Origin of the sequence: Brevibacillus panacihumi W25 (assembly GCF_000503775.1) — a bacterium.
In the GTDB taxonomy this organism is placed as follows: Bacteria; Bacillota; Bacilli; order Brevibacillales; family Brevibacillaceae; genus Brevibacillus; species Brevibacillus panacihumi_A.
On sequence record NZ_KI629787.1, the window covers coordinates 168,356 to 192,702 of the forward strand.

Annotated in this window: 23 protein-coding genes; 18 read left to right on the top strand and 5 right to left on the bottom strand. The window is 47.6% G+C overall.

Features of this window, described 5'->3' with window-relative positions; all coding sequences use genetic code 11:
* Positions 1-169: 169 nt before the first annotated feature.
* On the top strand, positions 170-2,074 hold the full coding sequence (locus tag T458_RS54265; RefSeq protein WP_023555280.1) for a hypothetical protein: 1,905 nt from the start codon (positions 170-172) through the stop codon (positions 2,072-2,074).
* A 42-nt stretch (positions 2,075-2,116) separates the two neighbouring features.
* Here the strand turns inward: T458_RS54265 and tnpC are convergent, their stop codons facing one another.
* From tnpC to tnpA, 3 genes are all read right to left on the bottom strand, one after another.
* Positions 2,117-3,697 (bottom strand): IS66 family transposase, encoded by a 1,581-nt coding sequence (tnpC, locus tag T458_RS54270; protein WP_031306303.1) that lies wholly within the window; start codon positions 3,695-3,697, stop codon positions 2,117-2,119.
* A 69-nt stretch (positions 3,698-3,766) separates the two neighbouring features.
* On the bottom strand, positions 3,767-4,120 hold the full coding sequence (gene tnpB / locus T458_RS54275; protein ID WP_023555259.1) for an IS66 family insertion sequence element accessory protein TnpB: 354 nt from the start codon (positions 4,118-4,120) through the stop codon (positions 3,767-3,769).
* Positions 4,114-4,431, bottom strand: coding sequence for an IS66 family insertion sequence element accessory protein TnpA (gene tnpA, locus T458_RS54280; protein ID WP_023555260.1), 318 nt, complete (start codon positions 4,429-4,431; stop codon positions 4,114-4,116). Before tnpA ends, tnpB begins: the two co-directional genes overlap by 7 nt.
* 170 nt (positions 4,432-4,601) lie before the next feature.
* On the opposite strand from tnpA, the gene T458_RS54285 reads away from it, so the two are divergent.
* The 6 genes from T458_RS54285 to T458_RS54310 all read left to right on the top strand — a co-directional run bounded on the left by T458_RS54285 (position 4,602) and on the right by T458_RS54310 (position 10,278).
* Positions 4,602-5,108: a hypothetical protein gene (locus tag T458_RS54285; protein ID WP_023555281.1), complete on the top strand. Its 507-nt coding sequence runs from the start codon at positions 4,602-4,604 to the stop codon at positions 5,106-5,108.
* Positions 5,109-5,680: 572 nt separating this feature from the next.
* Positions 5,681-7,231, top strand: coding sequence for an IS21 family transposase (istA, locus tag T458_RS54290; RefSeq protein WP_144083832.1), 1,551 nt, complete (start codon positions 5,681-5,683; stop codon positions 7,229-7,231).
* Positions 7,232-7,233: 2 nt separating this feature from the next.
* Complete coding sequence (istB, locus tag T458_RS54295; RefSeq protein WP_023555282.1) at positions 7,234-8,001, top strand: IS21-like element helper ATPase IstB; 768 nt, start codon at positions 7,234-7,236, stop codon at positions 7,999-8,001.
* Positions 8,002-8,115: 114 nt separating this feature from the next.
* Positions 8,116-9,030, top strand: a complete 915-nt coding sequence (locus T458_RS54300; protein WP_007778543.1) for an Rpn family recombination-promoting nuclease/putative transposase — start codon at positions 8,116-8,118, stop codon at positions 9,028-9,030.
* A gap of 82 nt (positions 9,031-9,112) precedes the next feature.
* On the top strand, positions 9,113-9,988 hold the full coding sequence (locus T458_RS54305) for a tyrosine-type recombinase/integrase (protein ID WP_023555283.1): 876 nt from the start codon (positions 9,113-9,115) through the stop codon (positions 9,986-9,988).
* A 14-nt stretch (positions 9,989-10,002) separates the two neighbouring features.
* The gene (locus tag T458_RS54310) at positions 10,003-10,278 is read left to right on the top strand and encodes a hypothetical protein (RefSeq protein WP_023555251.1); all 276 of its coding nucleotides are present in this window, start codon (positions 10,003-10,005) and stop codon (positions 10,276-10,278) included.
* 10 nt (positions 10,279-10,288) lie between these two features.
* Here T458_RS54310 and T458_RS54315 read toward each other — a convergent pair whose 3' ends face one another.
* Positions 10,289-10,642: a helix-turn-helix domain-containing protein gene (locus T458_RS54315; RefSeq protein ID WP_023555284.1), complete on the bottom strand. Its 354-nt coding sequence runs from the start codon at positions 10,640-10,642 to the stop codon at positions 10,289-10,291.
* Positions 10,643-10,837: 195 nt separating this feature from the next.
* On the opposite strand from T458_RS54315, the gene T458_RS56195 reads away from it, so the two are divergent.
* The 3 genes from T458_RS56195 to istB (T458_RS54325) all read left to right on the top strand — a co-directional run bounded on the left by T458_RS56195 (position 10,838) and on the right by istB (T458_RS54325) (position 13,292).
* Positions 10,838-11,206 carry a hypothetical protein gene (locus T458_RS56195; protein WP_023555285.1) on the top strand — a complete coding sequence of 123 codons (369 nt, stop codon included), beginning with the start codon at positions 10,838-10,840 and terminating at the stop codon, positions 11,204-11,206.
* A 104-nt stretch (positions 11,207-11,310) separates the two neighbouring features.
* Complete coding sequence (istA, locus tag T458_RS54320; protein ID WP_290367281.1) at positions 11,311-12,516, top strand: IS21 family transposase; 1,206 nt, start codon at positions 11,311-11,313, stop codon at positions 12,514-12,516.
* Complete coding sequence (gene istB / locus T458_RS54325; protein WP_023555287.1) at positions 12,513-13,292, top strand: IS21-like element helper ATPase IstB; 780 nt, start codon at positions 12,513-12,515, stop codon at positions 13,290-13,292. The genes istA (T458_RS54320) and istB (T458_RS54325) overlap by 4 nt, the downstream gene beginning before the upstream one ends.
* On the opposite strand, the gene T458_RS58075 is transcribed toward istB (T458_RS54325), so the two are convergent.
* On the bottom strand, positions 13,182-13,601 hold the full coding sequence (locus T458_RS58075; RefSeq protein ID WP_436967341.1) for a Mu transposase domain-containing protein: 420 nt from the start codon (positions 13,599-13,601) through the stop codon (positions 13,182-13,184). The two genes, istB (T458_RS54325) and T458_RS58075, sit on opposite strands and share 111 nt — an antisense overlap.
* Positions 13,602-13,988: 387 nt before the next feature.
* On the opposite strand from T458_RS58075, the gene T458_RS57040 reads away from it, so the two are divergent.
* The 8 genes from T458_RS57040 to T458_RS54365 all read left to right on the top strand — a co-directional run bounded on the left by T458_RS57040 (position 13,989) and on the right by T458_RS54365 (position 24,326).
* The gene (locus T458_RS57040) at positions 13,989-14,207 is read left to right on the top strand and encodes a hypothetical protein (RefSeq protein WP_144083918.1); all 219 of its coding nucleotides are present in this window, start codon (positions 13,989-13,991) and stop codon (positions 14,205-14,207) included.
* Between the two features lie 536 nt (positions 14,208-14,743).
* The gene (locus T458_RS54335) at positions 14,744-15,133 is read left to right on the top strand and encodes a hypothetical protein (RefSeq protein ID WP_023555290.1); all 390 of its coding nucleotides are present in this window, start codon (positions 14,744-14,746) and stop codon (positions 15,131-15,133) included.
* A 70-nt stretch (positions 15,134-15,203) separates the two neighbouring features.
* Positions 15,204-15,869 carry a uracil-DNA glycosylase family protein gene (locus T458_RS54340; protein WP_023555291.1) on the top strand — a complete coding sequence of 222 codons (666 nt, stop codon included), beginning with the start codon at positions 15,204-15,206 and terminating at the stop codon, positions 15,867-15,869.
* Between the two features lie 243 nt (positions 15,870-16,112).
* On the top strand, positions 16,113-18,359 hold the full coding sequence (locus T458_RS56205) for a S8 family serine peptidase (protein ID WP_051410147.1): 2,247 nt from the start codon (positions 16,113-16,115) through the stop codon (positions 18,357-18,359).
* Between the two features lie 219 nt (positions 18,360-18,578).
* Positions 18,579-19,529: an accessory Sec system S-layer assembly protein gene (locus tag T458_RS54350; protein ID WP_023555292.1), complete on the top strand. Its 951-nt coding sequence runs from the start codon at positions 18,579-18,581 to the stop codon at positions 19,527-19,529.
* Positions 19,530-19,621: 92 nt separating this feature from the next.
* A complete protein-coding gene (locus T458_RS54355) occupies positions 19,622-20,584 on the top strand; it encodes an SLAP domain-containing protein (RefSeq protein WP_023555293.1) in 963 nt (320 codons plus the stop codon).
* A gap of 46 nt (positions 20,585-20,630) precedes the next feature.
* Positions 20,631-21,626 carry an SLAP domain-containing protein gene (locus T458_RS54360; RefSeq protein ID WP_023555294.1) on the top strand — a complete coding sequence of 332 codons (996 nt, stop codon included), beginning with the start codon at positions 20,631-20,633 and terminating at the stop codon, positions 21,624-21,626.
* 141 nt (positions 21,627-21,767) lie between these two features.
* On the top strand, positions 21,768-24,326 hold the full coding sequence (locus T458_RS54365) for a S8 family serine peptidase (protein WP_023555295.1): 2,559 nt from the start codon (positions 21,768-21,770) through the stop codon (positions 24,324-24,326).
* The last annotated feature ends 21 nt before the right edge of the window (positions 24,327-24,347 follow it).

Here is a 24,347-nt window from a genome sequence, read left to right on the forward strand (position 1 = left end):
ACCGTTTTGGGTGGAAGATCGTTCGAGCGACAGATTCTTTTCAAGTGACTTTCGTGCTCTTGTGACAGTTCCCTCGACCCTTCTCTATCGATTCCTTATTTTTTTCCTTCCTTATTATATGTCTTGTTTCTTCTCTGCTTTTTATAGTCTTTTTTGATGGTGAAACTCCATGTTTAAAATTATATTTTTTATCGGGATTTACGGGACTGCGGGGCTTTGTTGTCTGGAAAGAAAAGGTGTGGTTTTGATTTCCGGGTTTCTCACGGTTTTTCCGGGGGTTTTTCGTTTTTTCCTCGTTCGGCTTTCACTCAGTTTTTCCTCTGCTCCCCAACAACTCACTAGACATTCACTCGGCTTTTTCTATGCTGAGAGAGGAGCCGATTGCCAAACTCCTTGTGTCCCATGGGTTTTTAGCCCGTCCGAAAAAACGGAATTTTCTCGTGGGTTTTGTGCTATTAGCAATACAAGTGTGAAAGTATCCTTCGCTAATGCTGTTGAAGCTCTTACAAAAGATAATGTAACAGTAGTTAACAAAGTGTCTTCCGACAAGCAGTACATCAAAACTGTTACTCTGAGCAATGATAAAAAATCTGCTACAGTAGACCTGTATGAGCCACTGGCAAAAGGTACTTACACTGCAACTGTAAAAATTGGAGAAAATACTTCAAGCAAAGACTTTGATTTTGTAGCAGGTGAAGTTGCAACTATTCAAGCAAATGCTAACCAATTGGTTGAAGCCGGTTCTTATGATCTCACTAAACTTGATTACAAAGTTTTGGATGAAGCTGGGCTGGACATCACTTCTACTACAGATGTAACGTTCGAAGCTTCTGTATCTCTCACTGGTAGCTCAATCAATTTGGCAGATGGTGAAACTGCATTTGTATATGTTGTTGCTAAAAAAGCTGATGGTACTGAAGTGAAATCTAACCGTATCTCAGTGAAAGCAGAAGATTCAAAGCCTGCTGAAATAGTTAACTTTACAGTTGCAGATTCTGCACCAAATTTTGATGATGAAGATTATACACAATCTTTAGTTGTACAAAAGGGTAAAACTGGCTACAAACTCTGGGTTGGAGCTATTGACCAATTTGATGAAGAATATGCTGGTACTGTTAAACCAACTTTTGAATCCCTTGACAAAACAGTTGCATTGGTAGACAGAACTACTGGTGACATCACGCCTTTGAAAGAAGGCAAAGTGCCTGTTAAGATTACTTTTGGCACTGTAACGAAAACCGTAGAGCTGGCAGTTGTGGCGGATGCTAAACCAACTGCTTTGGAAATGAGTGAAACTGAAATTTCCATCTCCAACTCTGTAACTACTGCAACAACTGTTAAGGTGTCCGTCAAAGATCAATACAATAACGTATTTGACTATGACAACCCTCCTGCTACAGTTACTGTTCTGTCCGGTAAGGATCTCGTAACAGTTGGTAGCACACTGACCGTTACTAATGGTGAAGGAACACTGAGCATTAAACCGGTTGCTAACAAGTCTGGTATCGCTGTAATTGAAGTTAAAATTAGTGAAACTGTAAAAGCTACTGTAACAGTTAACGTTACTGCTGCAGGCGCTGTCGATAACTTTGTGGTAGAAGGTTTTAAAGCAACCTTGGATAAATACAATAACCCAGCTACTACAACAGTTGATGAATCTAAGGCAGAGCTTGATGTATTCCCAGTAGACGCAAACGGTGTGAAAACTGGTAATGTATTAGCTGATGGAGCAGGCGAGTTCACGATCACAAAAGAGGATGGAACTGCTGTTTCTGGGTACAACAAAACTGGATTGGATACTGTAATTAATGCTTCTGACTTTGAAGTCGGAAAAACTTACACAATTTCCGTTAAAGTAGGTTCCATCGAAGTATTTACAAGTACATTCACAGTTGTTGATTCTGAACCAAAACCAACTGTAGAACTTACTAGCGGCAGTGTAACAGCTACAGATCTGGATATGTTTGAAGATCTCGCTAAGAAATTTAAAATTAGCGGAGCAGGCTATACTTCAACATCAAGTGTGGCATCTGTCTCCTTCAAGTCTGATAACACCAAAGTAAGCGTCAAATAGCCCACACCTTGTCGCCAAGATGTGGGCTGATCTATGCTGGAATCAGGATTTGAGCATACGACAGGTCAAGGGTAGCGATGGAGACCAAGGGAGCAAGCTGTCCAACGCTTCCGGATTTTTCGGATCGGAAAGCTGTGGGAGTTGCTCGAACACGTACATCAAGTATTTGAAGGGATTCAGTCCATTCTCTTTCGCCGTTTCTATCACGCTGTAGATGATCGCACTGGCCTTTGCACCGCGTGGCGTATTGGCGAACAGCCAGTTCTTTCTTCCGATCACAAAAGGCTTGATGGAGCGCTCACTGCGGTTGTTATCGATCTCCAGTCGCCCGTCCTTCAAGAACGCCGTCAGCTTGTCCCATTGATTCAAGCTGTAAGCAATCGCCTGTCCAAGCAGACTTTTCGGCAAGGTACGGGATCGCTGCTGGCGCAGCCATGCCAAATAAGCATCCAGAACAGGGCGACTGCGCTCCATCCGGATGGCATAGCGTTCCTCCCGGGTGGCATCCTTGCATTCTCGCTCAATGGTAAAGAGCTGATTGCAGAACTGGAGTCCCTCCCAGGCTGCCGTTTCGGTTTTGTCCTGCGAAGCAGGCAGCGCCTTCAGCGCCTCGTCGTATTTGCGGCGCGCATGTGCCCAGCATCCGACCAACGTCACACCGGACACTTTGTGGTAGCCAGGGTAACCGTCCACGTGCAGGTAGCCGTTGAATCCCGCCAGAAACTTTCGGGGATGTTCGCCGCCGCGCGTTGGCTGGTAATCGTACAGAACGATGGGCGGTCCCATGCGTCCAGTTCGGTACAACCACAGATAGGACTGTGCTTGCGCTGACTTGCCCGGTTCACACAGCACCTGCAACGTGGTTTCGTCGGCATGCGCGATGTCCTGGTTCAGCAAGTGCTCGTGCATACGGTTTGTCAGTAACGAAAGCCACTGCTCTGCCCCGTAGATCATCCAGTTCGCAAGCGTCTGCCGCGAGAGGGTGAGACCCAGACGAGCAAACTGCTGCTCCTGTCGGTATAGCGGCTGGCTGTCCACATACTTCTGGCTCATCACATGCGCGAGGATCGAAGGGGAAGCCAAGCTTCCCGGATAAACGGGCTTTGGCATAGGAGCCGTCACGATGGGCGTGTGGATCTCCTCACGCTCGCAGTGACGGCACGCATACACCTGACGCACATGGCGCAGCACTTTCACTTCCGCTGGAACAACCGTGATTTCGTTTCGCGTCTCCGTACTCATCACATGAAGCATACCGCCGCAGCACGCACAAACTTGTTCAGCCTCCGGCAACTCATACAGGATCGTTTCCACAGGAAACGAATCCAGCTTGGCCTCGCGGCTGCCAGCCGTCTTCTTGCGGCTGTACGTGACTGTCTCGATAGCTGGTTCCTGTGAGACAGGGGTCGCCAACACTTCCGCTTCGTTAAACAGCTGTAGTTCCAGTTGATCCGGATGCGTCTTCTCGCTTGAAGTGCCGAAGCGCTTCTGCTGGGCAAGTCGAAACTGCTCTTCGTACCACTTGAGCCTGGCTGTTAGCTCCGCATTCTGCTGCTGAAGTTTGGCAAGCTGCGCTGCATATTCTTCGGTTGTAAGGGTGGGGAAATCCGCTCGATTTTTCATTCTTTTTCTTTTCGCCAAAGAGCTTCATATTCCCTGCCAAAAGGTGTTTCGAAACCACAAACAGTTGCGTTAGATGACCGTGCGGGCTGTGACTGGTGGATGCGCTTGCCTCTGGCTCAGTGAAAGTCCATCCAGCAGCCAGCGCAGCTCACGGCTGGAGACCGTTACCGGTTCTCCATTGCCCGTTGGCCACTGGAACGTACCGCGTTCAAGACGGCGGTAGAAGAGCCAGAAGCCGTTATGCTCCCAGTACAGGATCTTGAGCTTGTTGCGGTCACGATTGCAGAACACAAACAGGCACGGGGAGAAGGGATCCAGCCTGAAGCCTTCTTGCACGAGCGCTGCCAGACCGTCGATGGATTTTCGCAGATCGGTGAAGCCACAAGCCAGATAGACCCGATCGATCTGGAAGGAGTTCAGCATAAGGCCTGGAGCGTCCGAACTACGTCGGACAGGAGTGTGGGATTGTAGCCAGGACGGATTTCAATCACGGCCGCACCTACTTTGACCAGTAACGGAGACTCTGTGTTCTCCTGCGGTTTGTCCACGTTGACTTCCACCCACTGCGGTGGACGGACAGAGGATTCTTTTGAATCCCGAAATTTTCGCAGCCAATACCATAGCTGTCTGGTGGTAACTTCATTTTCCGCACACCATTTCGCGGCGGTAAGACCGCTGGCCCGATAATCCTTGATTCGTGCCTCCCACTGCGTACAGAGACCCGTTTTCTTCATCTACATCCTCCTCGCTTGATTCTGAGGAGATTATCTCAAAGTGCGGTCTGTAATTTAAGGTGGGATTTATTTGACGCTTACACACCAAAGTTGTAGCATCGACCGCAGCAGAGGGAACAGACACCATTCCAGTTCTCAGAGAAGGTAATGCTACGCTGGTTCTTGACACAGTGAAGCTTGATAAAGATGGTGACACATCTACTACAGATGACCAAATTAGTGTCAAAATTTCCGAAGTTATTTCGGTAAGTGTAGACGTTAGTAAATTTGATGCTACAGATTTTACTGGTGATGTAGTGGCTCATACAGTTGATGCTAGTGACGGAGAAGTTACAGGGTCCTTAGTGGGTAATGTATTTACTATCTCTCATGACTTCACTAAACTGACTTCAGAACAAGGTGGAGCTCCATACGAAGCTAAATGGGTTGGGGCATATATTGAAGCGCCAACTGGTGCTGAAAGCGCAGCTGCACTTGTAGTAAAAGGTACTGATCCAAGAAGCTTCAAAGATGTAGCATTCGAAACAGAAACTGGTTTTGAAGGTGGTTTCTTCTACTTCTTCCCAGCTCAAGAAGGTGGTAATACCAACGACTTGACAATTGCTTGGGCTGATGCTGATGGAAAAATCATCAAAGTAGAAAAATTGCAAGTTAAGTATGTAAACACTGCTAACTAATTGAACTTTACTTCGTAAACTCCCCGAGAGAGCGAAGAGGAGAATACCCCAGTCATTATGATTGGGGTATTTTTCTCTGTACGCTCATGTAACTCTTGGTGAAAGTACCCATCGAGGACTGTAGGGGAACGGTGTCTACAACCACTAGGATTTATATCGAAAGGGTCAAGCACGCGAGAGTAAGACCTTCCTTTTTTCACTGTAAAACGCTACAGAAACTCGCTTAAAAAGTCATCGATTCAACGACTGACACTCGGCTCTTCACTCTCAGTAAGAAATCTGTCCATTTTCCTCTCGCTGATTAATATAAAGAATGCAGTCAGCCGCCGATTTTCGGTAGCTGGCTTTTCTTCTGTTTTAGGGGAAATCCACAAAAATGATTCTATCAGAATTTGAATACTATATTATAAATCGGAATATGAAGAAAGGGGGCATCTGTAACTGCTAAACTAAATTCAACAGTATCCGCCAAATAGAAATGAACACTTTTTTCTTTCACTTGGTAACCCAGTTAAGCTATGATTACTTGTTCAACATAGCTTGGCTGGGGGATGGGAAAGGTGGAAAAATTACTGTTGTATCTTCAGGTTCATCAATTAAAAGAGCAAGGATTTAAGGTGGCAGCCATCGCAAGGAAATTGGATCTGTCGAGGAACACGGTCTATAAATATCTAGATATGACTTTTGAGGAGGCATCAGATTGGGTCAATTCCCTTGGTAACAGAAGCAAAAAGTTGAATCCCTACCGGGATAGGATTCTCAGTTGGTTACATGAACATCCAGATCTGTCTTCTTCTCAGGTCGAGGACTGGTTAAAGGAGAAATATCCTTCCATTAAGATTGGAGGAAGCACAGTTCGATCCTATGTTAGTGAGCTAAGGGAAATATACCATATTCCGAAAATTGTACATATTCGTGATCACGAAGCAGTGGACGAGTTGCCAATGGGCCAACAGGCTCAAGTGGATTGGGGAGAAGTCACGGTTAAAAATATGGAAAAAAAGGACGTGAGATTATACTTCATCACTTTTGTTCTCTCCCACTCCCGTTTCAAGTATGTAGAGTGGCAAAGCAGACCCTTTACCACAAGGGATGCAATCAGATGCCATGAAAACGCATTCGTATTTTTCGGAGGAATGCCAGAGGAATTGGTTTATGACCAAGATCACCTGATCACCGTAAGTGAAAATGCAGGAGACATTATCCTGACGAGTGAATTTCAGTCTTATAAGCAAGAACGTGGATTTCGCCTTTATTTATGCCGCAAGGCAGATCCGCAAAGTAAGGGCAAGATAGAAAACGTAGTGAAATTCGTGAAAAGAAACTTTGCCAAACACAGGGTTTTCTCCAATATCGATGCATGGAACGAACGGTCTCTGGCCTGGCTATCACGGACAGGCAATTACAATGTGCACCATACAACAAAAAAGAGACCGGTTGAAGTGCACGCCCTCGAAAAGCAACACTTGAAGCCAGTCTCTCCCCTGCTCTCTTTCGAGAGCAACCGTGGATCCAGTATAACAAGAACTGTCCATAAGGACAATGTGATTAAATATAAATCCAATCGGTACTCCCTTCCTTTAGGGACATACCGTCCAAGGGGAGAGAATCAAGTATTTATCGAGATTCATGAAGAGGAACTGATTGTCAGAGCAACTCCGCAAGGAGAAGTTCTTGCACGACATCGGCTTTGCCACGGAAAAGGAGAGCTTATAAAAAGTAGACAGCACTCACGTGATCGATCTAAAGGGATTCATGCTTATAAGGAGACCATTATCCGCCAATTTCACGATCAAGAAAAAGCAATGCTGTTTATTCATGAGATAAGCGTTCGGTATCCGAGGTATGTACGTGATCATTTGCAAATCGTTCAATATGCCATCACCCATTTCCAACCTGATATTGAGGAAGCCTTGGATGTATGTGTAAAAGACCATTTATGGAGTGCAAATGACCTCCGGGATGTTGCACAGCACCTTTCCCGACTAAAAGATACCAAGCCCTCCTCAGAACCTCGTTTCGATCAAGCAATACCAAGCAACTTCCGCAACCTCTCCGCATTACAAGCCACTTCACCAACGAGGGAAATGGATAAATATTTAAAAATACTAGGGGGCATTTGACGTTGAACAGCACCGTACAGACCATGCAAAATTACTTCCGCCATCTTCGGATGGCGGAGACAGCCAATGAACTGCCTGAATTCCTTCGTAAAGCTGAAAAATTCTCTTGGACCTATCAGGAATTTCTAGAAGAACTCTTAACCTATGAATTGAAACGGAGAGAAGCAAAAAATGCGGAGAGGAGATTGAAATGGGCCAAGTTTCCCTATCAAAAGACCTTGGATGAATTTCAGATCGATGAGCAAAAGTCAATCAGTTCCCGCCAAATCAAACAGTTGAAGGAACTGAATTGGCTAGAACAACAGTACAATCTGATCCTTCTTGGTCCTCCAGGAGTGGGCAAAACCCACATTGCAATTGGACTTGGGTTAGAAGCGATACAAAAGGGTTTTCAAGTTACCTTTTCAACCATGGGAGAGTTGATCCATCTATTGAAAACCCAAGAGTACCTCACAAAATCACAAACGCAGCTTAAAAGAATAAACGAATCCGATTTGGTCATTATTGATGATCTCATGTATATGGCAATGGATCAAAGGGAGGCAAACCTATTTTTCCACCTCATAAACAACCTGTATGAACGAAGTTCAATCATATTAACATCCAACAAAGGACCCGAACAGTGGGGAGAATTAATAGGTGATCAAGGAATTACGACGGCTATATTAGATCGATTGCTTCACAGAGTGGAAGTGATCCAACTAAACGAAGAAAGCTACAGAATCAAATACAGGAGCTCTATTTTCGGAGAAAAAAGTGTTCAATCTTAATGAGCAAAAAGTGTTCAAAACTACTTGACGGTTACAGCATCGGCTGATGTGTCTGAAAAGCGTTCCAATGGTATAATATAAAAATAATGATGTTTGCAGCATGGAGGTGATAGCGTGACCAAACTAATGGACTTGAAAATTGACTTCGCGTTTAAGCAGGTGTTTGGTAAAGAAGGCAATGAACCGATTCTTTTGTCCTTTCTGAATGCCGCGCTCAAATTGCCAGAAGCCAAGCGGATCAAATCCGTTGAAATTCTCAATCCCGAAATTAATCGGGAACACCTCGAAGACAAGGCATCCGTGCTGGACATTCACGCCAGGACAGAGCAGGGCGAACACGTGAACATCGAGATTCAGCTGGCAAACAAGTTTGACATGGAAAAGCGCACCCTGTACTACTGGTCACGCATCTACTCGGCTCAAATGAAAAAGGGGATGCCGTACACCGATTTGGCGAAAACGATCACGATCAACATCCTAAATTTTCGTTTTCTTCAGGAGACGGAGAGGTTCCACACCACCTTTCACCTGTACGAGGATCAGGAGCAGTTTCCTTTGACTGACGTGATCGAGATTCATTTCATGGAAATTCCAAAGCTGATGGACAAGTGGGAGCAGCGTGCAGTGAATCCGCACGACAATGAATTGGAAAGATGGCTGCTGCTGTTGGAGGCAGACGACGATGAAGAAATTCGCAAAGAATTGGAGGCGATTGCGATGAGAGATCCGGTGATGAAGCGGGCGTTCGACGAATGGGAAGACCTGAGTCGCGACGAGAAGAAATGGGTGGAGTACGAATCCCGTCGGAAGGCGATTTTGGATGAGATGGCGGCTGTGCGGGAAGCAGAGATTCGGCAGCAGAGAGCCAGAGAAGAGGGCTTGGCGGAAGGTCGAACGGAAGGAGAGCGGCAAAAGGCAACGGAAATCGCTAGAGAGATGCTTGCCGAAGGCGACAGTCTTGAACGTGTTGCCAAGCTGACCAAACTCCCCCTAGCGGAAATCGAAAAACTGAAAGACCAGCTACACTAGCTAAAGTGCAATACGAATCACAAACCGCCTTGTGTCCAATGAATGGATGCAGGGCATTTTTTCGTTTCAGGAGGTGTTTCCAATGAACGTGATCCAGCAGTTCGAAGGGTACCTTGTTGAGAACGGGATCGCCCCGAAAACCATCGAATCCTACGTGGGCGACGTCAGGGCGTTTTGTGCGTTCCTGCGGGAGATGGGGGTGGATCAGCCGACCGATCTCAAGCGCTTCTACGTCTCCAGCTACAAGAGCAGGCTCGCCGACAGCAAGTACGCGGTGGCGACCATCAACAAAAAGATCAACTCCTTGCAGGCATTCAACCTCTTCCTGATCGAGCGCAAGCTGGCGACGGAGCAAGTCGTCACGCTCCGCAAAGACAGGATCAAGGTGGCAGCCGGAAGCGAGGGAGAGGTGGAGGTGTTTTCGGAGCAGGAGGTCAACCAGCTTCTGTTTTTCGTCCAGGACAGGACGAAGGTCACCTTGCGGAACCATCTTATCGTTTGGCTGCTTTTGTACACGGGCGTACGGGTGAGCGAACTGTGCGGCATCCGGCTCAGCGACATCGAATACCTAACCAATACGCTGAGAGTGACGGGCAAAGGAGGGAAGTACCGAGAAATTCCGCTTCGCCCTGATCTGGTGGATCTGATCAAGGAGTACGTCAGGACGGAACGGCAGCAGAGCAAGCATCGGGAGAGCCCGTTTCTTCTCGTCAGCCAGCGAGCGGAGAAAATGCATAAAGACGCGGTGAACACGATGCTGGAGGGCTTGGAGAAGCGTCTTGGTTTCCGCATGTACCCGCACAAGTTCCGGCACACGTTCTGCACGCGGCTGCTTCAGAAAAACGTGCCGCTGACGACTGTGAGCAAACTGGCCGGGCACGCGCACATTCAGACGACAGCTCACTTCTACATCAACACGAGCAAAGAAGAAAAGGAACGTGCGGTGAATCTGCTGTAGAAAGGAGAAAATTCGTGAATTCAGTACGGGAAGAATACGAGGCTTTGATTTTGCGGGAAGATAGCGTGGTTCAGGGCATCCAAACATGCGAACGAGCCCTGTCCCTACTGGTGGACGAATTGGTCTACAGGGAGAGCGAAAGCTCCTGCCTGGAGACAGCGGAGGCGATCTGCGAGGCGATCCGGCAGAAAGAAGAAGAATTGCGCAAGCAATGGCACCGGATCAGATGGGAAAAGGCGCGTCTGGCCAGCCAGTTCCCGGACAAACAAGCGAAAGCGGAGGTGAGATGACATTCATCGCTCACTTCCGCTTTTCTTCTTCCCAGCTAAAGACGGTTTTCATGAGTGCCAGCACCAGCGAATGGTCGGCAACGGGACGTTCAGACAGCAGCATGACGATTCGTCCAAGCTCCGTTTCGGGGCCGAGCGGATCGACGGAGTGGAACAGCTGCTCCAAAGGAATGCCGAGACTGCGGGCGATCTTGGAGAGACTTTCAATCGTCAAGTTTTTCTCTCCCCGCTCAATCTGGCCGACATAGTTCGTGTGCAGGCCGGAACGTTCGCCGAGCTGTTCCTGGCTTAGGCCCTTGTCCATACGAAGAGTGCGAATCCGTTCGCCCAATCTCTTCGCCAGTTGTTTGGTGTTCGCTTCCATTCAACCCCACCTCACCACAAGCGTACAGGAGGTAGTTTGGTAGTAACACACACTATAGATGTTAGTTGAATAACCAATAACACTTATAACATAATGTAGGAAGATTCTACTATTTTTGCGCGGCATTTCTATCAGTCATTGGTCTCAGAACGATGATAGACAGGCCGATTGAGAGTCAGAGGAGGACATTCAAAAATGGAAGCATTGAAAAAATTCCTGAAGGGCATGAACAAATTCTACGGTTTCATGACCGGTTTGGGAATCATCGTCGTCGCAGCGTGGCTCATTCTGACCTGGGCGGGTGTCGACGTACAAAGAGCAGTTGAGGACGCGGTGAGCATGGAGAGCGAAACAACCCGGATTGTAAAGGAAGGGCATTTCGAGGATTTCCCCGAAAAATCGATTGGTGAAGCGTTCGGCACATTCTTCAGCTCGCCGAGCTGGCGATCCTTTCAGGCAGAATCAGGAGAAGACGTAGTAGAGTTCAAGGGAACGTGCATGTTTATGGATAAGAGAGTGAATGCGGTAATCCAGTTTACCGTCAATTGTGAACAGCACTGTTAAAATCCTCAATAACGGCACTTGAAAATTCCCCACTTTTGGCAGAAAATCTCTCCCTGGAGGAGAGAAATATGCTAAAGAATGGGGAGTTTTACTTGATTAAGGACATGAGAGGAAGAGGAATGAGTATCACACAAATTGCTGACTCACTAGGGAGGGATCGAAAAACAGTTCGCAAGTGGTTGGAAAAGAATGAACCTTCAAAATACCAACGATCCGTTACAAAAACAAGCATTCTCGATCCGTATAAACCCTATATCAAGGAGAGAATGGAAGAGGGCTGCTTAAATGCTGTCGTTTTGTTTGATGAGATTAAAGCTCATGGCTACCCAGGGCAAATTCGCCTTCTTCGTTCATTTATGGAACCGTTGCGACCGGTTGTTACAACCAAAGCAACGATCCGTTTTGAAACGGCACCCGGAAAACAAGCTCAAGTCGATTGGGGACATTTCAAGGTTCAGTGGAATGGTGGGTACAAACGGCTGTACGCCTTTGTCATGGTTTTGGGATACTCGAGAATGTTGTATGTGGAGTTTACAGAGAATGAACGGTTGGATACCCTTATCGGCTGCCACATACGTGCCATGCATTACTTTGGCGGCAGACCGGAAACATGTCTGTACGACAATATGAAAACCGTCGTTGCTGGCTACGACGAGCAAGGGCATGTATTGTGGAATGAACGCTTCTCCCAGTTTGCAAGTCATCACGGTCTTACGCTGCGGCGTTGTGCCCCCTACCGCGCGCGAACAAAAGGGAAAGTAGAAAATGGTGTTGGCTATGTTAGAAAGAATTTTTGGCCTCGCGTACAGACGTTTACCAGCCTAAGTGACTTGAATCAGCAAGTACGCCAGTGGCTGGACACAGTGGCCAATGTACGGATACACGGCACGACTTATGAAAGGCCAGTAGAGCGATGGAAACATGAACAGTTGAAGCCGCTGAACCCGATTCCCTTCGAAGAAGTAGAACGGCATACTCGAAGAGTATCCAACGATTCACTCGTTTCTTACGAAGGAAGCCGGTATTCTGTTCCCTATACCTATATTGGTCATACGGTAGAAGTACAGGATCTCCAGAATGGTCATATCCGGATCTATCAGAGTAACACGATCATCGCTGAACATCTGAAAGCCGTTCGTTCCAAACAAGTCGTAACCCATAAAAAACACTTCGAGGGGATTCAAACCCAAAGTCGCGCGGAGGCTCCCCAACCTATGCCGCGTCTGGTTTCAAATCCAAGCCCCGAAGTGGCGGAACGTGATTTATCCGTCTATGAGCAGTTTGCTGACGAGGAGGTGATCGTACAATGATGCTCCAGGCCCGTTTAGAAGAAGCCATTTCGCATATGGGATGGGTAAGAATCCCGGAAATTATTCACCACCACGCAGAAGAAGCTGCTGCTCAGAATATATCGTATTTGGAGTTCTTGGACAAGCTTCTGCAAGAAGAAATTAAGGCCAAGAGGGATCGATTCATCCGTATGAAAACGAGATTGGCTCATTTACCCTACCATAAAACGTTGGAGCAATTCGATTTTAGTTTCCAGCCCTCCATTGATGAAAGACGGATTCGTGATTTGGCAACCCTTCGGTTTGTACAACAACAAGAGAATCTCATTTTGCTAGGTCCCCCAGGAGTTGGTAAGACTCACTTATCTGTCGCACTGGCTCTGGAGGCCATTAAACAAGGTTTTACAGTTTACTTTACAACCGCCCATGACTTGGTTCAGACCCTTCAGATTGCCCATCAAAACAACAGTATTAAGCAAAAAATGCGGGTATTTATTAAGCCGAATGTACTTATTATTGATGAAATCGGCTATCGCAAGATGGATGAGACGGCAGCTCACTTTTTCTTTCAAATTATATCGGAACGTTATGAATCCGGTTCGATCATTCTCACTTCGAACAAGTCCTATGGTTCGTGGGGAGAGATATTTGGCGATGCGGTACTTGCTACCGCTATCCTTGATCGATTATTGCATCACTCCCATACCATCAACATTAAGGGGGAAAGTTATCGTATCAAAGAAAAGAAAAAAGCTGGTTTCTTTCGGACAGAGTCGATTGATGATAAAACCGAATAAATGGAGTTTTCCCGTTACCTGCCCCCTTCGGGGGGCAATATTCAAACAAATGAACTGCCTATAATGGGGAAAATTCGAGTGCAGATAATGAGGAATTTTCATTTGCAGTTGACATTTATGGGTAGCGATAAGCTCTCCATTGTGAAAGATCGCAAGATCATCAGCATAAACGCGACACACTAACTCCCTTGATGCGTAAGAAAGGGGTACGGAGTACGTATTCTGCTCAAAAGTAACCAAAGAGAGAGAATTACTCTTGACCGGTACCATCCGATAACAATCTAAAGGCTGAGCTGGAAGTAGCAACATGTGCTCCTTATCTTCAATAAATGCTTAAGCCACTGTAATTGTGGATCGTGGAACTTTCGTAGTTTCATACGATACACATTTTTCCAACAGCCATCCATTTAGCTCATCTAAAGAGGATACAGAAGGCATCGGCGTAAAAAACTGCTACTTGACCATTTTGACAAGGTTCTCGACCTGACCCTTTTGATTCCCTTTTGCGGGCTCACAGAAGTAACTGTCGAACAGATAGTGTGCTCGTAATTGGATGAACCGTTCCTGTTCTTCTCTATTCTTCCCCTCCAAAATCTTTTTCACAGCGGTCTTTAAATTGTCATAGACAATGGTTTGAGGTACGGCTCCAAGAAACTCTAAGGCATTTACATGACCTTGTAAAAGAGCTTCTTGCTTTTGAAGAAAGAATATTCAGAAAAAGATTTTGCGGCTATACGTGCAGCACAAAAAGAACACTTGGACAGTAACTTGCTTTCCAAACAGCAGAACATCAACCTCGCCCCCAGTCGAATTGAGCAAACTTCCCTGGCGGGAATTCGAGAGGAACGTACGCTTTTTGTGGAGAGACTCGAACTTGTCGAACATAGCGGAGAATGGTTGATTCACCACGTGTGAAATTATATTCTTCGAAAAGTCTTTGAAAGATGCGTTTGGCAGTATGTCGCTGCTTTGGAGGGGCCTGTTCATCTTGACGCAGCCATTCCGAGATGATTGGTTTAACTGACTCAATAACTGGCTTTGGCTTCGGTTTGGAAATCTTGTACACGGGATTTGCGTAGATGTTGGTGCTTTACGAATGACTTGCCGAGAATATCCTGTCTCCCTTGAGATTTGACGAATCGACTTATCTAGCACGAAGTGCTGTTTCCTGATAAACTCATAATTAGCCATCTGAAGCATTTCCTTTCCTCCTATATCTTGTTAGTCTCAGCAACTTCAAGATACAGGAAAGTGATGCTCAGGTGGTCAACTTTTTTATGGGCGATGTGCCACTAGGTGGTCAATTATTAGATTAGCATTCATATGTCTACTCAGTGATATAAAAAATGCCTTTCAAGTTCTGAATGCTCCATTTCGATAAGGTAATTTCGACAATATCCGTCTCATACAATAGGCATAAAGAAGATTACTCCATGTAAGGATGTGGTTTCATGTGGGAGGTAATTGTTAAGGTAGCCGGTGAGGGAGGTGGTAATTGCTTATATGGATTGAAGCTTTTGAACGGGAGTTGGGTTTATTCAGCATCAAGGGACGAGCGAATTTTAGCAGAAGTGCTTGATGAAGTAGAATGGGCGGGTCTAATGGATTCTCTCTATAGTCGCTCCAATATTATTCGTGATTGGAATCATGTTGCTACATTACTGGGTAGAAGTTTTTTTCTTCTTTCCCCGAGGGTGGTACATTCAGAATTTAACGAGAAGATATGGGCAATGGTTAGCGTTAATAATGAGATATCTTATCATCGTCTAAGGAGCTGGGCTGAACTGTGTTTCCCCGAAAAAGATGAGATGGAGAGAAGACTACTGCAGATAAATAATTAGCGTAAACATTCCTTGTTCTGCGTAACTCCAAAAGAACAACTAAAACCCGACTTGGAAATGGAGAAATGCCATGATTCGGATATTAGAGGAGAAGCGTTCATTTTACGAACAGTTAGTAGAGGGAGATAATAGGTGGGTAAATAAAGAACTGGCTCAACAGGGGATTCGAATTTTGGATGGATTCGTCACGGGTTATGAATTAGTTAAAGAATTCTACGAAAGAGTATACACGAAAGAAGGTTCGAGAGTAGTTCTATGCGGTATTAACCCAGGCCGGCTTGGTGCAGGGAAAACGGGCGTACCCTTCCTGGATTTCCGTTCCCTCTCCAGAATCATGCCTAAAGTCAAGAATAAGGACAGTGAAAGAAGTGCTGGTTTTGTTTTTGATGTAATCGAGAGATATGGGAAGGAATCCTTTTTTGAGGATGTGTACTTAACAAACATTTCGTGGTTTGGTTTTGAGAAAGACGGAAAGAATCACAATTACTATAACCTTTCCACAGAAATCCAGGAAGTACTTCTGGGAAGCTTTATTAAAGAAATGAATCATGTCCAGCCTGTTGTCATTGTACCCGTATCAAAAATGGTTGAGCGTAGTCTGAAAGACCTGAAACAAAAGGGATTGTTGCTATTCCCTATTGGATCAAGACTTCGCCACCCTGTAAATTGTGCATTCCCGGAGAGGAGAGAAAGGGAAATCGAACATTACATTCAAACAATTCGAGCTTATCTATAGGATGCACGATAGATATGCTGTTAGAAGATGTTTCAAGCAATTATTCGTTCAGGAAGTCAATCAATAACCTATGGAACCGCATTACTCCATGTTTTGTTCTGTTTATCTACCGGCCATTCGCGCTTTACTCGAATGGCTGTTCCTGTTTTAAGCTGCGAAGCTAGTTCGTTTGCCGATGCATTTTTTTGCCCCTGTCTCCCCTACTATACTAGAAATTATCTAGAAAGAGGAGGAGAAAACCAAGTGGGAATCAATCATTTCATCAGTAAAAAACTTCTGCCATTACTGCTGGTAAGCCTTCTTGCACTAACATCTTTTCTCATCATGGAACCGGATCACGCGCAAGCTGCACAAAGTGAAACCGCATCCGATGAAACAACCGAATACATCATCAAGCTAACATCTCCCGTCCGAGCCAGAGCGGTCTCCTACCTCCACAACAACGAAGACCCGAACCTCTCCGTAATCGAGTCCAACAGACAGCATATCCTGGTGCAGCTCCCAGCCAATCTAGATTCAGACCTGCTGGAGGAACTAGCTGCCGATCCTGCTGTCGAGTATATCGAACCCAATCTGCGTATGCGCAAGGCTTCAGATTGGGCAATTGATCCCCGTTTTGAAGAGCAATGGGGTCTCCGAGCCATCCAAGCCCCAGAGGCGTGGAAAGAGGGCGGGAGAACCGTGCAGGTGACGGTGGCTGTCCTGGACACGGGGGTAGATTACACCCACCCTGATCTGGCAAATCGGGTAGATGAACAAAAAGGCTACAATTATATAGATGGTAATTTCGATGTGATGGACGATGACGGGCATGGAACCCATGTAGCAGGAATTATCGCTGCGGAGCTGAACAGCATCGGGATCGCAGGGGTTAGCGGCAATGCCGATGTAAAAATCCTGCCGCTAAAAGTTCTGGACGATCAGGGAAACGGGACGATGTACGATGTGTCGTTTGCAATCATGGATGCGGTGGATAAGGGTGCTGATGTCATCAACCTCAGTCTGTCTGGGGAAAGGGGACGGGAAGAGCCGAAGATGCTGCAGGAAGCGATAGCCTATGCGCTGGAGCACGATGTGGTTGTCGTTGCCGCAGCCGGAAATGACGGTGAAAGGGCAGAGCGTTATGTACCCGCCTCGATCCCCGGCGTGATTGCCGTCAGCGCGGTAGACGAGGAGATGGAGCTGTCGAAGTTCTCCAACTACGGGTTAGAGATCGCGCTTGCCGCACCTGGTGAGGAGATATTAAGTACATATTTGCATGGAAGATACGTGTATGCGAGCGGGACTTCACAAGCGGCGCCTTTTGTTTCAGGTACAATCGCCTTGATAAAGGCATCCGAGCCACAGCTTGGTATGCAGGAGATCGAGGAGCGCTTGCAGCGATCAGCAATCGACCTGGGGCGTAAAGGCCCCGACGAAAAATATGGCTATGGACTGGTCAACGCCTATGGCGCGTTGCAGGAAGAAAAAGTGTCGAATGCTGAGCTGCGCAGGATCAGTGTAGATCCTGTGAGGCTGTCTTTGCGTCCAGGTAGTGCAGCGTTGCTTCAGGCAACAGCTATTTATCAGGACCAAACAGAGCGCGATGTGACAAAGAAAGCGATTTGGCAGGTCGAGGATGAATCTGTCGCTACGATTGAGCAGGGAGAAGTAAGAGGACAAGCTTTTGGCAAGACGCATATCACCGCTTCCTTCGGTGGCAAACGATATACCGTCCCCGTCGACGTGTCTGTCCGCAGCCTGGAGTTTTCCAATCGGCGAATTACGTTAAAACCGGACGAAGCCGTATCACTGTCCATCACTGCCACCTACGGGGACCGCACGAGGGAAGAAGTGGCACCTGCATATGTGAGATGGATTTCATTGGATGAACAGGTGGCTGCCGTACACAACGGCATCGTCTCTGCCCAAAACGTCGGGAGCACCTGGATTGTGGCATACTACGGCGGCGAGCGCATCTCCATCGAGGTACTGGTTAAGATGACTGCGCTCGTTGCAAATCCGGACCATCTGCAGCTCGTGCCTGATACTCAGATTCCTGTCACGCTGTACGCATATTATAAGGAAAAGAAAGATGTCGTAACCGCTGAGGCAGATTGGCAGACCAGCAATCCAGAGGTGGCTGTCATAGAGGATGGCGTGATTACTGCCATCGGCCCCGGCATTGCGACGATTACGGCTGAATACCGTGGAAAATCAGCCACGATCCGGGTGGACAACAGCGTGCGAAAGCTGGATGTCCCGGACGACAAGATTTCCCTTCGTCCAGGGGAAACCTATACACCGGAGCTTGCCGCTACCTATCGCAATGGTGCCCGGGTGGAGGTAAGCGAGAAAGGGACATGGCATTCCTCGGATGAACAGGTGGCTGTCGTAGATGAGCAGGGGAAAATCACTGCTATAAAGGAAGGAACTGTTTCGATCACGGCCAGTTACGGAGGCAGAAGCGCTCGTATTCGAGTATACGTACAGGAGAGCGGCAATCCCTGACGTTCCTTGACATTTGACGTTTGGAAAGTTATTCTAAAAAAATATTCCCTTCATTCAGGAGGCGGGGTTTATCAGGTTTGCGGAAGCCAGAAGATTCCGCAGTTTCCCCTAGACACATACCAAGTTTTCTATGTTGCAAACAAATGTCACTATGCTATAGTGAATGACGAGCAAACGTACATGTATATATAGATGAAGAGAAAAGTTGGGAGCGACGCTATGTTATCCTTCTTGAAGAATTTATTGGGGAAAACGCCCACGACGGAAGAAGTAAGAGAACAGGTGAGAGAAGAATCCATTTTGCCTGCTGGCGATACGGAACAGTCGGATCAACGCGAAGAGCAAGCTGAAGGGACAGGAGGAATCGTTACTTCCCTGTCTTTGCATGAGTCCTGGGAAGCCAAGCTTAGCCAGCAAGAGAAGTACGCTCTCTCTTTTATGGCGCAGGAATTGCCGCCACTGGCACCTGGCAATCTATCTCTTGCCGGCACTCAGTTGATCCCGCATGAGGAAGGAATTGAAGTGACTGCGTTTATACGCAATAGTCTGGATCGCCCTGTACGACTGGATACGATGACGCTGGTAGTGCTGTTTGGGGATCAGGAACTGTTTACCCGCCAATCGTTTGATCTGTCTCAGGTAGGAGAAATACCGGCGCAGTCCGCGCGTCCCTGGTCGTTTGTCTTCACCCGGGAACACTTTTTGCAATTGAACGTGCTGTTGAGCAATTGGAAGATTGCCTTCGAGCTGGCCCAGAAAAAAATGGTTCTCCCGCAGCAGTTGGAGCTGGAGGAATCCTGGATCAAATCGCTGAATGACCAGCAAAAAGAGGCGTTGATCGGGCTCGCGAAACGGCTCCCTGCGTTAAAAGAAGGGGAGGTCAATATCCAGAGCGTGCAAATCCGCAAACAAGAGGATGGCTCCATGCATGCTATCTTGTTGATTCGCAACGGTTCGCAACAGTCGCTCTCCTTTGAAAAATTGCCGCTCGCCCTCTATGATGCTTCGGGAGACGAGGTAGCAAAAGGATTGTTTGAGCTGAATGGGCTGACAGTTAATGCCAACACCAGCAAGCCGTGGCTGTTCGTCTTCCCGCCCGAGAGCGTAACCAAGCCCGATGCCGATCTTTCGCGTTGGAAAGTCAGTGTGCCACAAGGGACGCAGTCCTAGACTGGATAAGGTTTGGAATTGCTCTCTATTCAAGAAACAGATATGATGATAGAGAAGCTTCGTTCGTGTTCGGACGTGTGAGGAGGTAACGCATGTTTTCCTTTTTTAAGAACTGGTTAGGCAAAGAGCAGGACAGCGCTCGTTCGATGGAAGAATTGAAAAAAGACATCCAGGAAGAGTCCGCCATCCCTGCTGAAGAAATGCGCAATACGGAAGTTGAATTTGAAGCGGACGCTCAAGCTGAGACGGGCAGCAGCTCAAATATGGTACGTACAGAGATTTCGCTGCATCCGCAATGGGAACAGCAGCTGGACGCTGAGAAAAAGTACACACTCCGGTTTTTGCAGGCAGAACTGCCAGAAATTCATCGTGGATTGATCAGTGTTACAGGCTTTAGTATGGTTCCACAACCGAACGGTATGACTGTTGCTTTCTTTTTCCGGAATGCAACGAACAAGCCGGTCCGGGTCAAAAATATTCGCCTGGCGATCTATCTGGATGACAAGCCATTCGCACGGATGCCAGTAAATCTGGAGCAAATGGGAGCCATTCCGCCGCATACGAGCCGTCCTTGGGAAGTGTTTTTCCCGCAGGAAAGCTATCTTCATGAAGACTACTCGTTTACACGCTGGAAGCTGGTCATGAAAGCGGGCCAGAGCACCCATGTTTGGCCCACTCAGCTAGAACTCGATCCAGAGATGGAACGCCGCATGACAGACCGTCAAAAGGATCGGCTGGAGGCCATGGTTCATACATTGCCGCCGATTCCTCTTAATACGATTGAGGTAACTGGCTTTGACATCGGCTGGACCAAAGAAGGACAGCTGGTGGCGGCGCTTCTGTTCCGTAACGGGTTGGATAAGGTATACAATCCTGGTGAAATACAAATCTCTATTACAGATGCGGAACACGATGTGGTGGCACAGGGAACCCTGAATGCGAGCAAAATCAAGGTAAAACCTGGTCACAGCCGTCCATGGCTGATTGTATTCCCGGCTGATGCAGTGCAAAAGCGCGATGCGAAACTGGGCAGATGGCATCTCGAAGTAAAGTGAAGATTAGGCAAGATATCCGTTTTAATGGGACTGAGGAGGTTGACAGATGAGTTGGTTATTGGAGAATTGGTTTGGTTCGAAGGAAAGCTTGGAGCAGGTAAAAGAAGACATTCATGAAAATCTGCACAAGGAATTTTATCTGGGTCTGTCCGGGATTGAAAATCCGGAGCAATCGTCTACGCGCGTCGCTTCCAAGGAGCTGTTCTTGCAGATGAATGGACCGTGGGACAGCAAACTGGAAGAAGCAGAGACGGAATTGCTTCAGTACATTCATGACGAACTGCCAGCGGTTGTCCGCGATGAAGTGGGGATCATTCCTTTTTACACACAAGTAACAGAGGAAGGCTACCTGGTGCTTACTTATATTCGCAATGCGATGTCCCGTGATATCCTGCTGCAGCGCGTTCCGCTCGTGCTGATGACTCCGGATGGGGGCATTGTTGCGAGAAAAATCTTTGATCTGACCGCAATGGGTCCGCTCGGGGACATGTCCAGCCGTCCATGCGAGTTCATGTTCCGTTGGGATGAATTCGACAATATTCCTGAAAAAGAAGTGCCGCTGACGCTCGCATACAAGAAGCCTAATCTCAAAAAGGCCGATATCGACGACAGTGAGACGGGCGGTTTGAGCATCGATGAAGTCGTCCACTACAACAAGGCGCTGAAAAACATCGAGCCTATGGAAGATGGCAACGTCGATTTGCAGGTGCTGGATGTGAAGGCGGATGAAGATGAAAAAGGCGGATTGAAAGTCGTCGTGGTCTTCCGCAATGGTTTGGATAAACGTCTGGAGTTCACTGAGGTGCCGATCATCGTAAGCGACAAGACAGGCGACAGTGTGGCGAAGGTTCACTATACCCTGGAAAACATGAAGGTAGATGCGAAAGGCCATAAGCTGTGGCTCTTCAAAATTCCGGCTGACTCCCTGCTCAAGTCGATCGATGACTTTGCCGGATTGACTGCGTTTATTCCAAAAGCGAAACAGCAGCGGAAATCACCCGTGGTAGCCCCAAGCGCAAATAACAAAGATCTTTTGCAATAAACAGGGCCCCCCTTTTTGCCGATGGTGAAGAGGGGGGTTGTTTTGATTTAACATTCCAAATATTGGATATACGGACTTGCACTACGTCTGATCATTCCGTATGCTTAATGAATAACCTATTTTCCGAAGGATGTTTTTGTCATGAAAAAGTGGGTAGGAGCGATACTGGCTGTTGTAATCGGCTTAGTCATGGTGATGGTAGATGTCCGCCCCGTACGTGCAGCATCTGATACAAATGATCCTTACATTGAAAACCAGATCCACTTATCGCAGATCCAAGCGATTAAAGCTTGGGATGTCGTCCATTCCAACACCAATATCACGATTGCTGTTCTGGATACGGGAGCTGATTACAACCACCCTGATCTAAAGGGAAACCTCTTGCCAGGTATCAATCTGGTCAATCCAGCCAGGTCTGCCCAGGACGATAACGGACATGGCACAGAAGTGATCGGGGTTTTGGCTGCTGAGGGAAACAACAACATCGGTGTTTCTGGTGTTTTGTGGAAAGCGAAAATCTTGCCAATCAAGGTATTGGACAAGAATGCTGTGGCCGACCTTGACCTTGTGGCGAGAGGAATTCATGCTGCACTGGATAAAGGCGCCAAGGTTATTCTCATGTCTGTCAGTAGTATGTCCTATTCTCAAGCATTGACCAATGCAGTGAATAGAGCCGAAGCGAGTGGTGCAGTCTTGGTAGCGGCTAGCGGTAATGAAGAGGATCGCGTGGCCTATCCTGCTGCTTATCCCACAGTAATTGCAGTGGGCGGAGTCAGGGCGAACAACCAGCCCATCAAGGAGTCGAACTCGGGGCCGGAGCTGAACCTGATGGCAACGGGCCTGAATGTGTATACAACCAAACTGGGTGGCAGGTATGGAACGTTCAGCGGGACTTCTGCAGCCGCACCACAGGTAGCGGGTGCCGCTGCTCTGGTATTGGCTCGTCATCCCAACCTCAAACCCATTGATGTGAGGCAGTTGCTTTACCAGACCGCTCAGGATTTGGGGGAGCCGGGCTGGGACAAGTCCACCGGATACGGCCTGCTGAATATACACAAAGCGGTTACCACCCCGATGTCGATGGATTTTTTGGAGCCGAATAATCAGAGATCGCGAGCGAAGGCGTTTCCGATCGAGTCGCAAATTCGCGGCAATCTGGGGCCGAATGATACGGTAGACTGGTTCAAGATGGACATTCCCTACGACGGCAAAGTAACGTTCCATGCTACAGTCTCCGTGGGATCAGCTTCTCCGATGGTTGCGACCTTTTATTCGGAAAATCGAACGCCTGTCACGCACTACATAGGCAACGGTGATAAGCTAACTGTGCCTGCCAAGCAAGGTCAGATGATGATCAGGCTCATGCGAAATGGCGGAGTGTCTGCTTTTACGTATGTATTAACCAGCAGATATTCGATTAACCCGGACCGCTATGAGCCGAATGATTCGATGGCAACAGCCAGGCCTCTCGTGGGAAATCAGATTAGCGTAGTCGGCAATTTTCATGAAGAGGGCGACCAGGACTGGTTTTCCTATTATGTTCGTGAATACGGGATGCTGAATGTGACCGTGACGCCCGATACGAAGCGAATGGATCTCGTACTGAACATCGGGAAGCAGGACGGTCGGGAGACGAGGTGGGATCCCAGCTACGACAACGGAGATCGGGATGACCCGACGGAACGGGCGGAGAAGGAAGTGTCGCCCGGGAAGTATTTTATTCGTGTCAGCGAGTACGAACAAAATGCGGTCAATGCGGAGTACAGGCTTGATTTGTACTATACTCCGGTCAAAAAAGACCCGAATGAGCCGAATGATACGTACCAACAAGCTTCCCCGCTGGCCGGAGGCAATTTGATGACGGGTACGTTCCCGACCGCTTCCGACACAGACTGGTTTCATTTTACAGTGAATCGGGAATCTTATGTAAGTATCCGTGCACCTTTTGTACCGGTCAAGTCTGGAATGAGGCTCGCCTTGTTTAGCAGCAACAATTTCAATTACCCATTGGCGATGACCAACTCTGTAGCGGAGCGTGCTGACCAGGGCAAAGAAGTGCTGGGAATTCGATTGCAGCCAGGGAAGTACTATATCCGCCTGAACAGTTCGATATCCTTCAAGTACGACTTGTATCGACTGACGGTCAACCAGCAGGAGTTGGTTGCGGGATACCGGGATATATCGACTCACTGGGCGCGTACAGAGATCGCACGGTTAAGCAGCAAGGGAGTAGTAAAAGGCTTTGACGATGCGACGTTCAAGCCGGATCAGCCGGTGACGAGAGCGCAGTTTGCCACTATGCTGATACAGGCAATGAAGGCAAACAGGATGCCGGTTGGCTCCTATAGCGGCAACTCCTCGTTCCGAGATCTGCCCAAGAGCCACTGGGCGTACAACAACCTTGGGCTCGCTTACCAATTGGGGATCGTAAAAGGCTACCCGAACAATCAGATGAAGCCTGACCAGGCGATTTCGCGGGCTGAGATGGCGGCCATGGTTGCGAGAGCGCACAATGTGCCTCTGTATTCCCGCAGCTTCTCCAGCTATCGTGATGTATCGACTGGGCACTGGGCATCACCAGCGATTGAGGCTCTGACGTCGAGGGAATGGCTGCGTGGCTATGGCAGTCTGTTCAAACCGACAGGAAATGCCACGCGTGCGGAAGTCATTGTCGTAATCGCCAAATCCTATAAATTGTAGAAAAAATGAGAGTCAGTCAAC

Bases quoted from the DNA above. Each gene is read 5' to 3' on its own strand.
- T458_RS54265 (WP_023555280.1), top strand. From the start codon at position 170: ATGTTTAAAATTATATTTTTTATCGGGATTTACGGGACTGCGGGGCTT.
- tnpC (WP_031306303.1), bottom strand. From the start codon at position 3,697: ATGAAAAATCGAGCGGATTTCCCCACCCTTACAACCGAAGAATATGCA.
- tnpB (WP_023555259.1), bottom strand. From the start codon at position 4,120: ATGCTGAACTCCTTCCAGATCGATCGGGTCTATCTGGCTTGTGGCTTC.
- tnpA (WP_023555260.1), bottom strand. From the start codon at position 4,431: ATGAAGAAAACGGGTCTCTGTACGCAGTGGGAGGCACGAATCAAGGAT.
- T458_RS54305 (WP_023555283.1), top strand. From the start codon at position 9,113: ATGAACGTGATCCAGCAGTTCGAAGGGTACCTTGTTGAGAACGGGATC.
- T458_RS54315 (WP_023555284.1), bottom strand. From the start codon at position 10,642: ATGGAAGCGAACACCAAACAACTGGCGAAGAGATTGGGCGAACGGATT.
- T458_RS56195 (WP_023555285.1), top strand. From the start codon at position 10,838: ATGGAAGCATTGAAAAAATTCCTGAAGGGCATGAACAAATTCTACGGT.
- istA (WP_290367281.1), top strand. From the start codon at position 11,311: ATGAGAGGAAGAGGAATGAGTATCACACAAATTGCTGACTCACTAGGG.
- istB (WP_023555287.1), top strand. From the start codon at position 12,513: ATGATGCTCCAGGCCCGTTTAGAAGAAGCCATTTCGCATATGGGATGG.
- T458_RS58075 (WP_436967341.1), bottom strand. From the start codon at position 13,601: ATGTTGCTACTTCCAGCTCAGCCTTTAGATTGTTATCGGATGGTACCG.
- T458_RS54335 (WP_023555290.1), top strand. From the start codon at position 14,744: ATGTGGGAGGTAATTGTTAAGGTAGCCGGTGAGGGAGGTGGTAATTGC.
- T458_RS54340 (WP_023555291.1), top strand. From the start codon at position 15,204: ATGATTCGGATATTAGAGGAGAAGCGTTCATTTTACGAACAGTTAGTA.
- T458_RS54350 (WP_023555292.1), top strand. From the start codon at position 18,579: ATGTTATCCTTCTTGAAGAATTTATTGGGGAAAACGCCCACGACGGAA.
- T458_RS54355 (WP_023555293.1), top strand. From the start codon at position 19,622: ATGTTTTCCTTTTTTAAGAACTGGTTAGGCAAAGAGCAGGACAGCGCT.
- T458_RS54360 (WP_023555294.1), top strand. From the start codon at position 20,631: ATGAGTTGGTTATTGGAGAATTGGTTTGGTTCGAAGGAAAGCTTGGAG.
- T458_RS54365 (WP_023555295.1), top strand. From the start codon at position 21,768: ATGAAAAAGTGGGTAGGAGCGATACTGGCTGTTGTAATCGGCTTAGTC.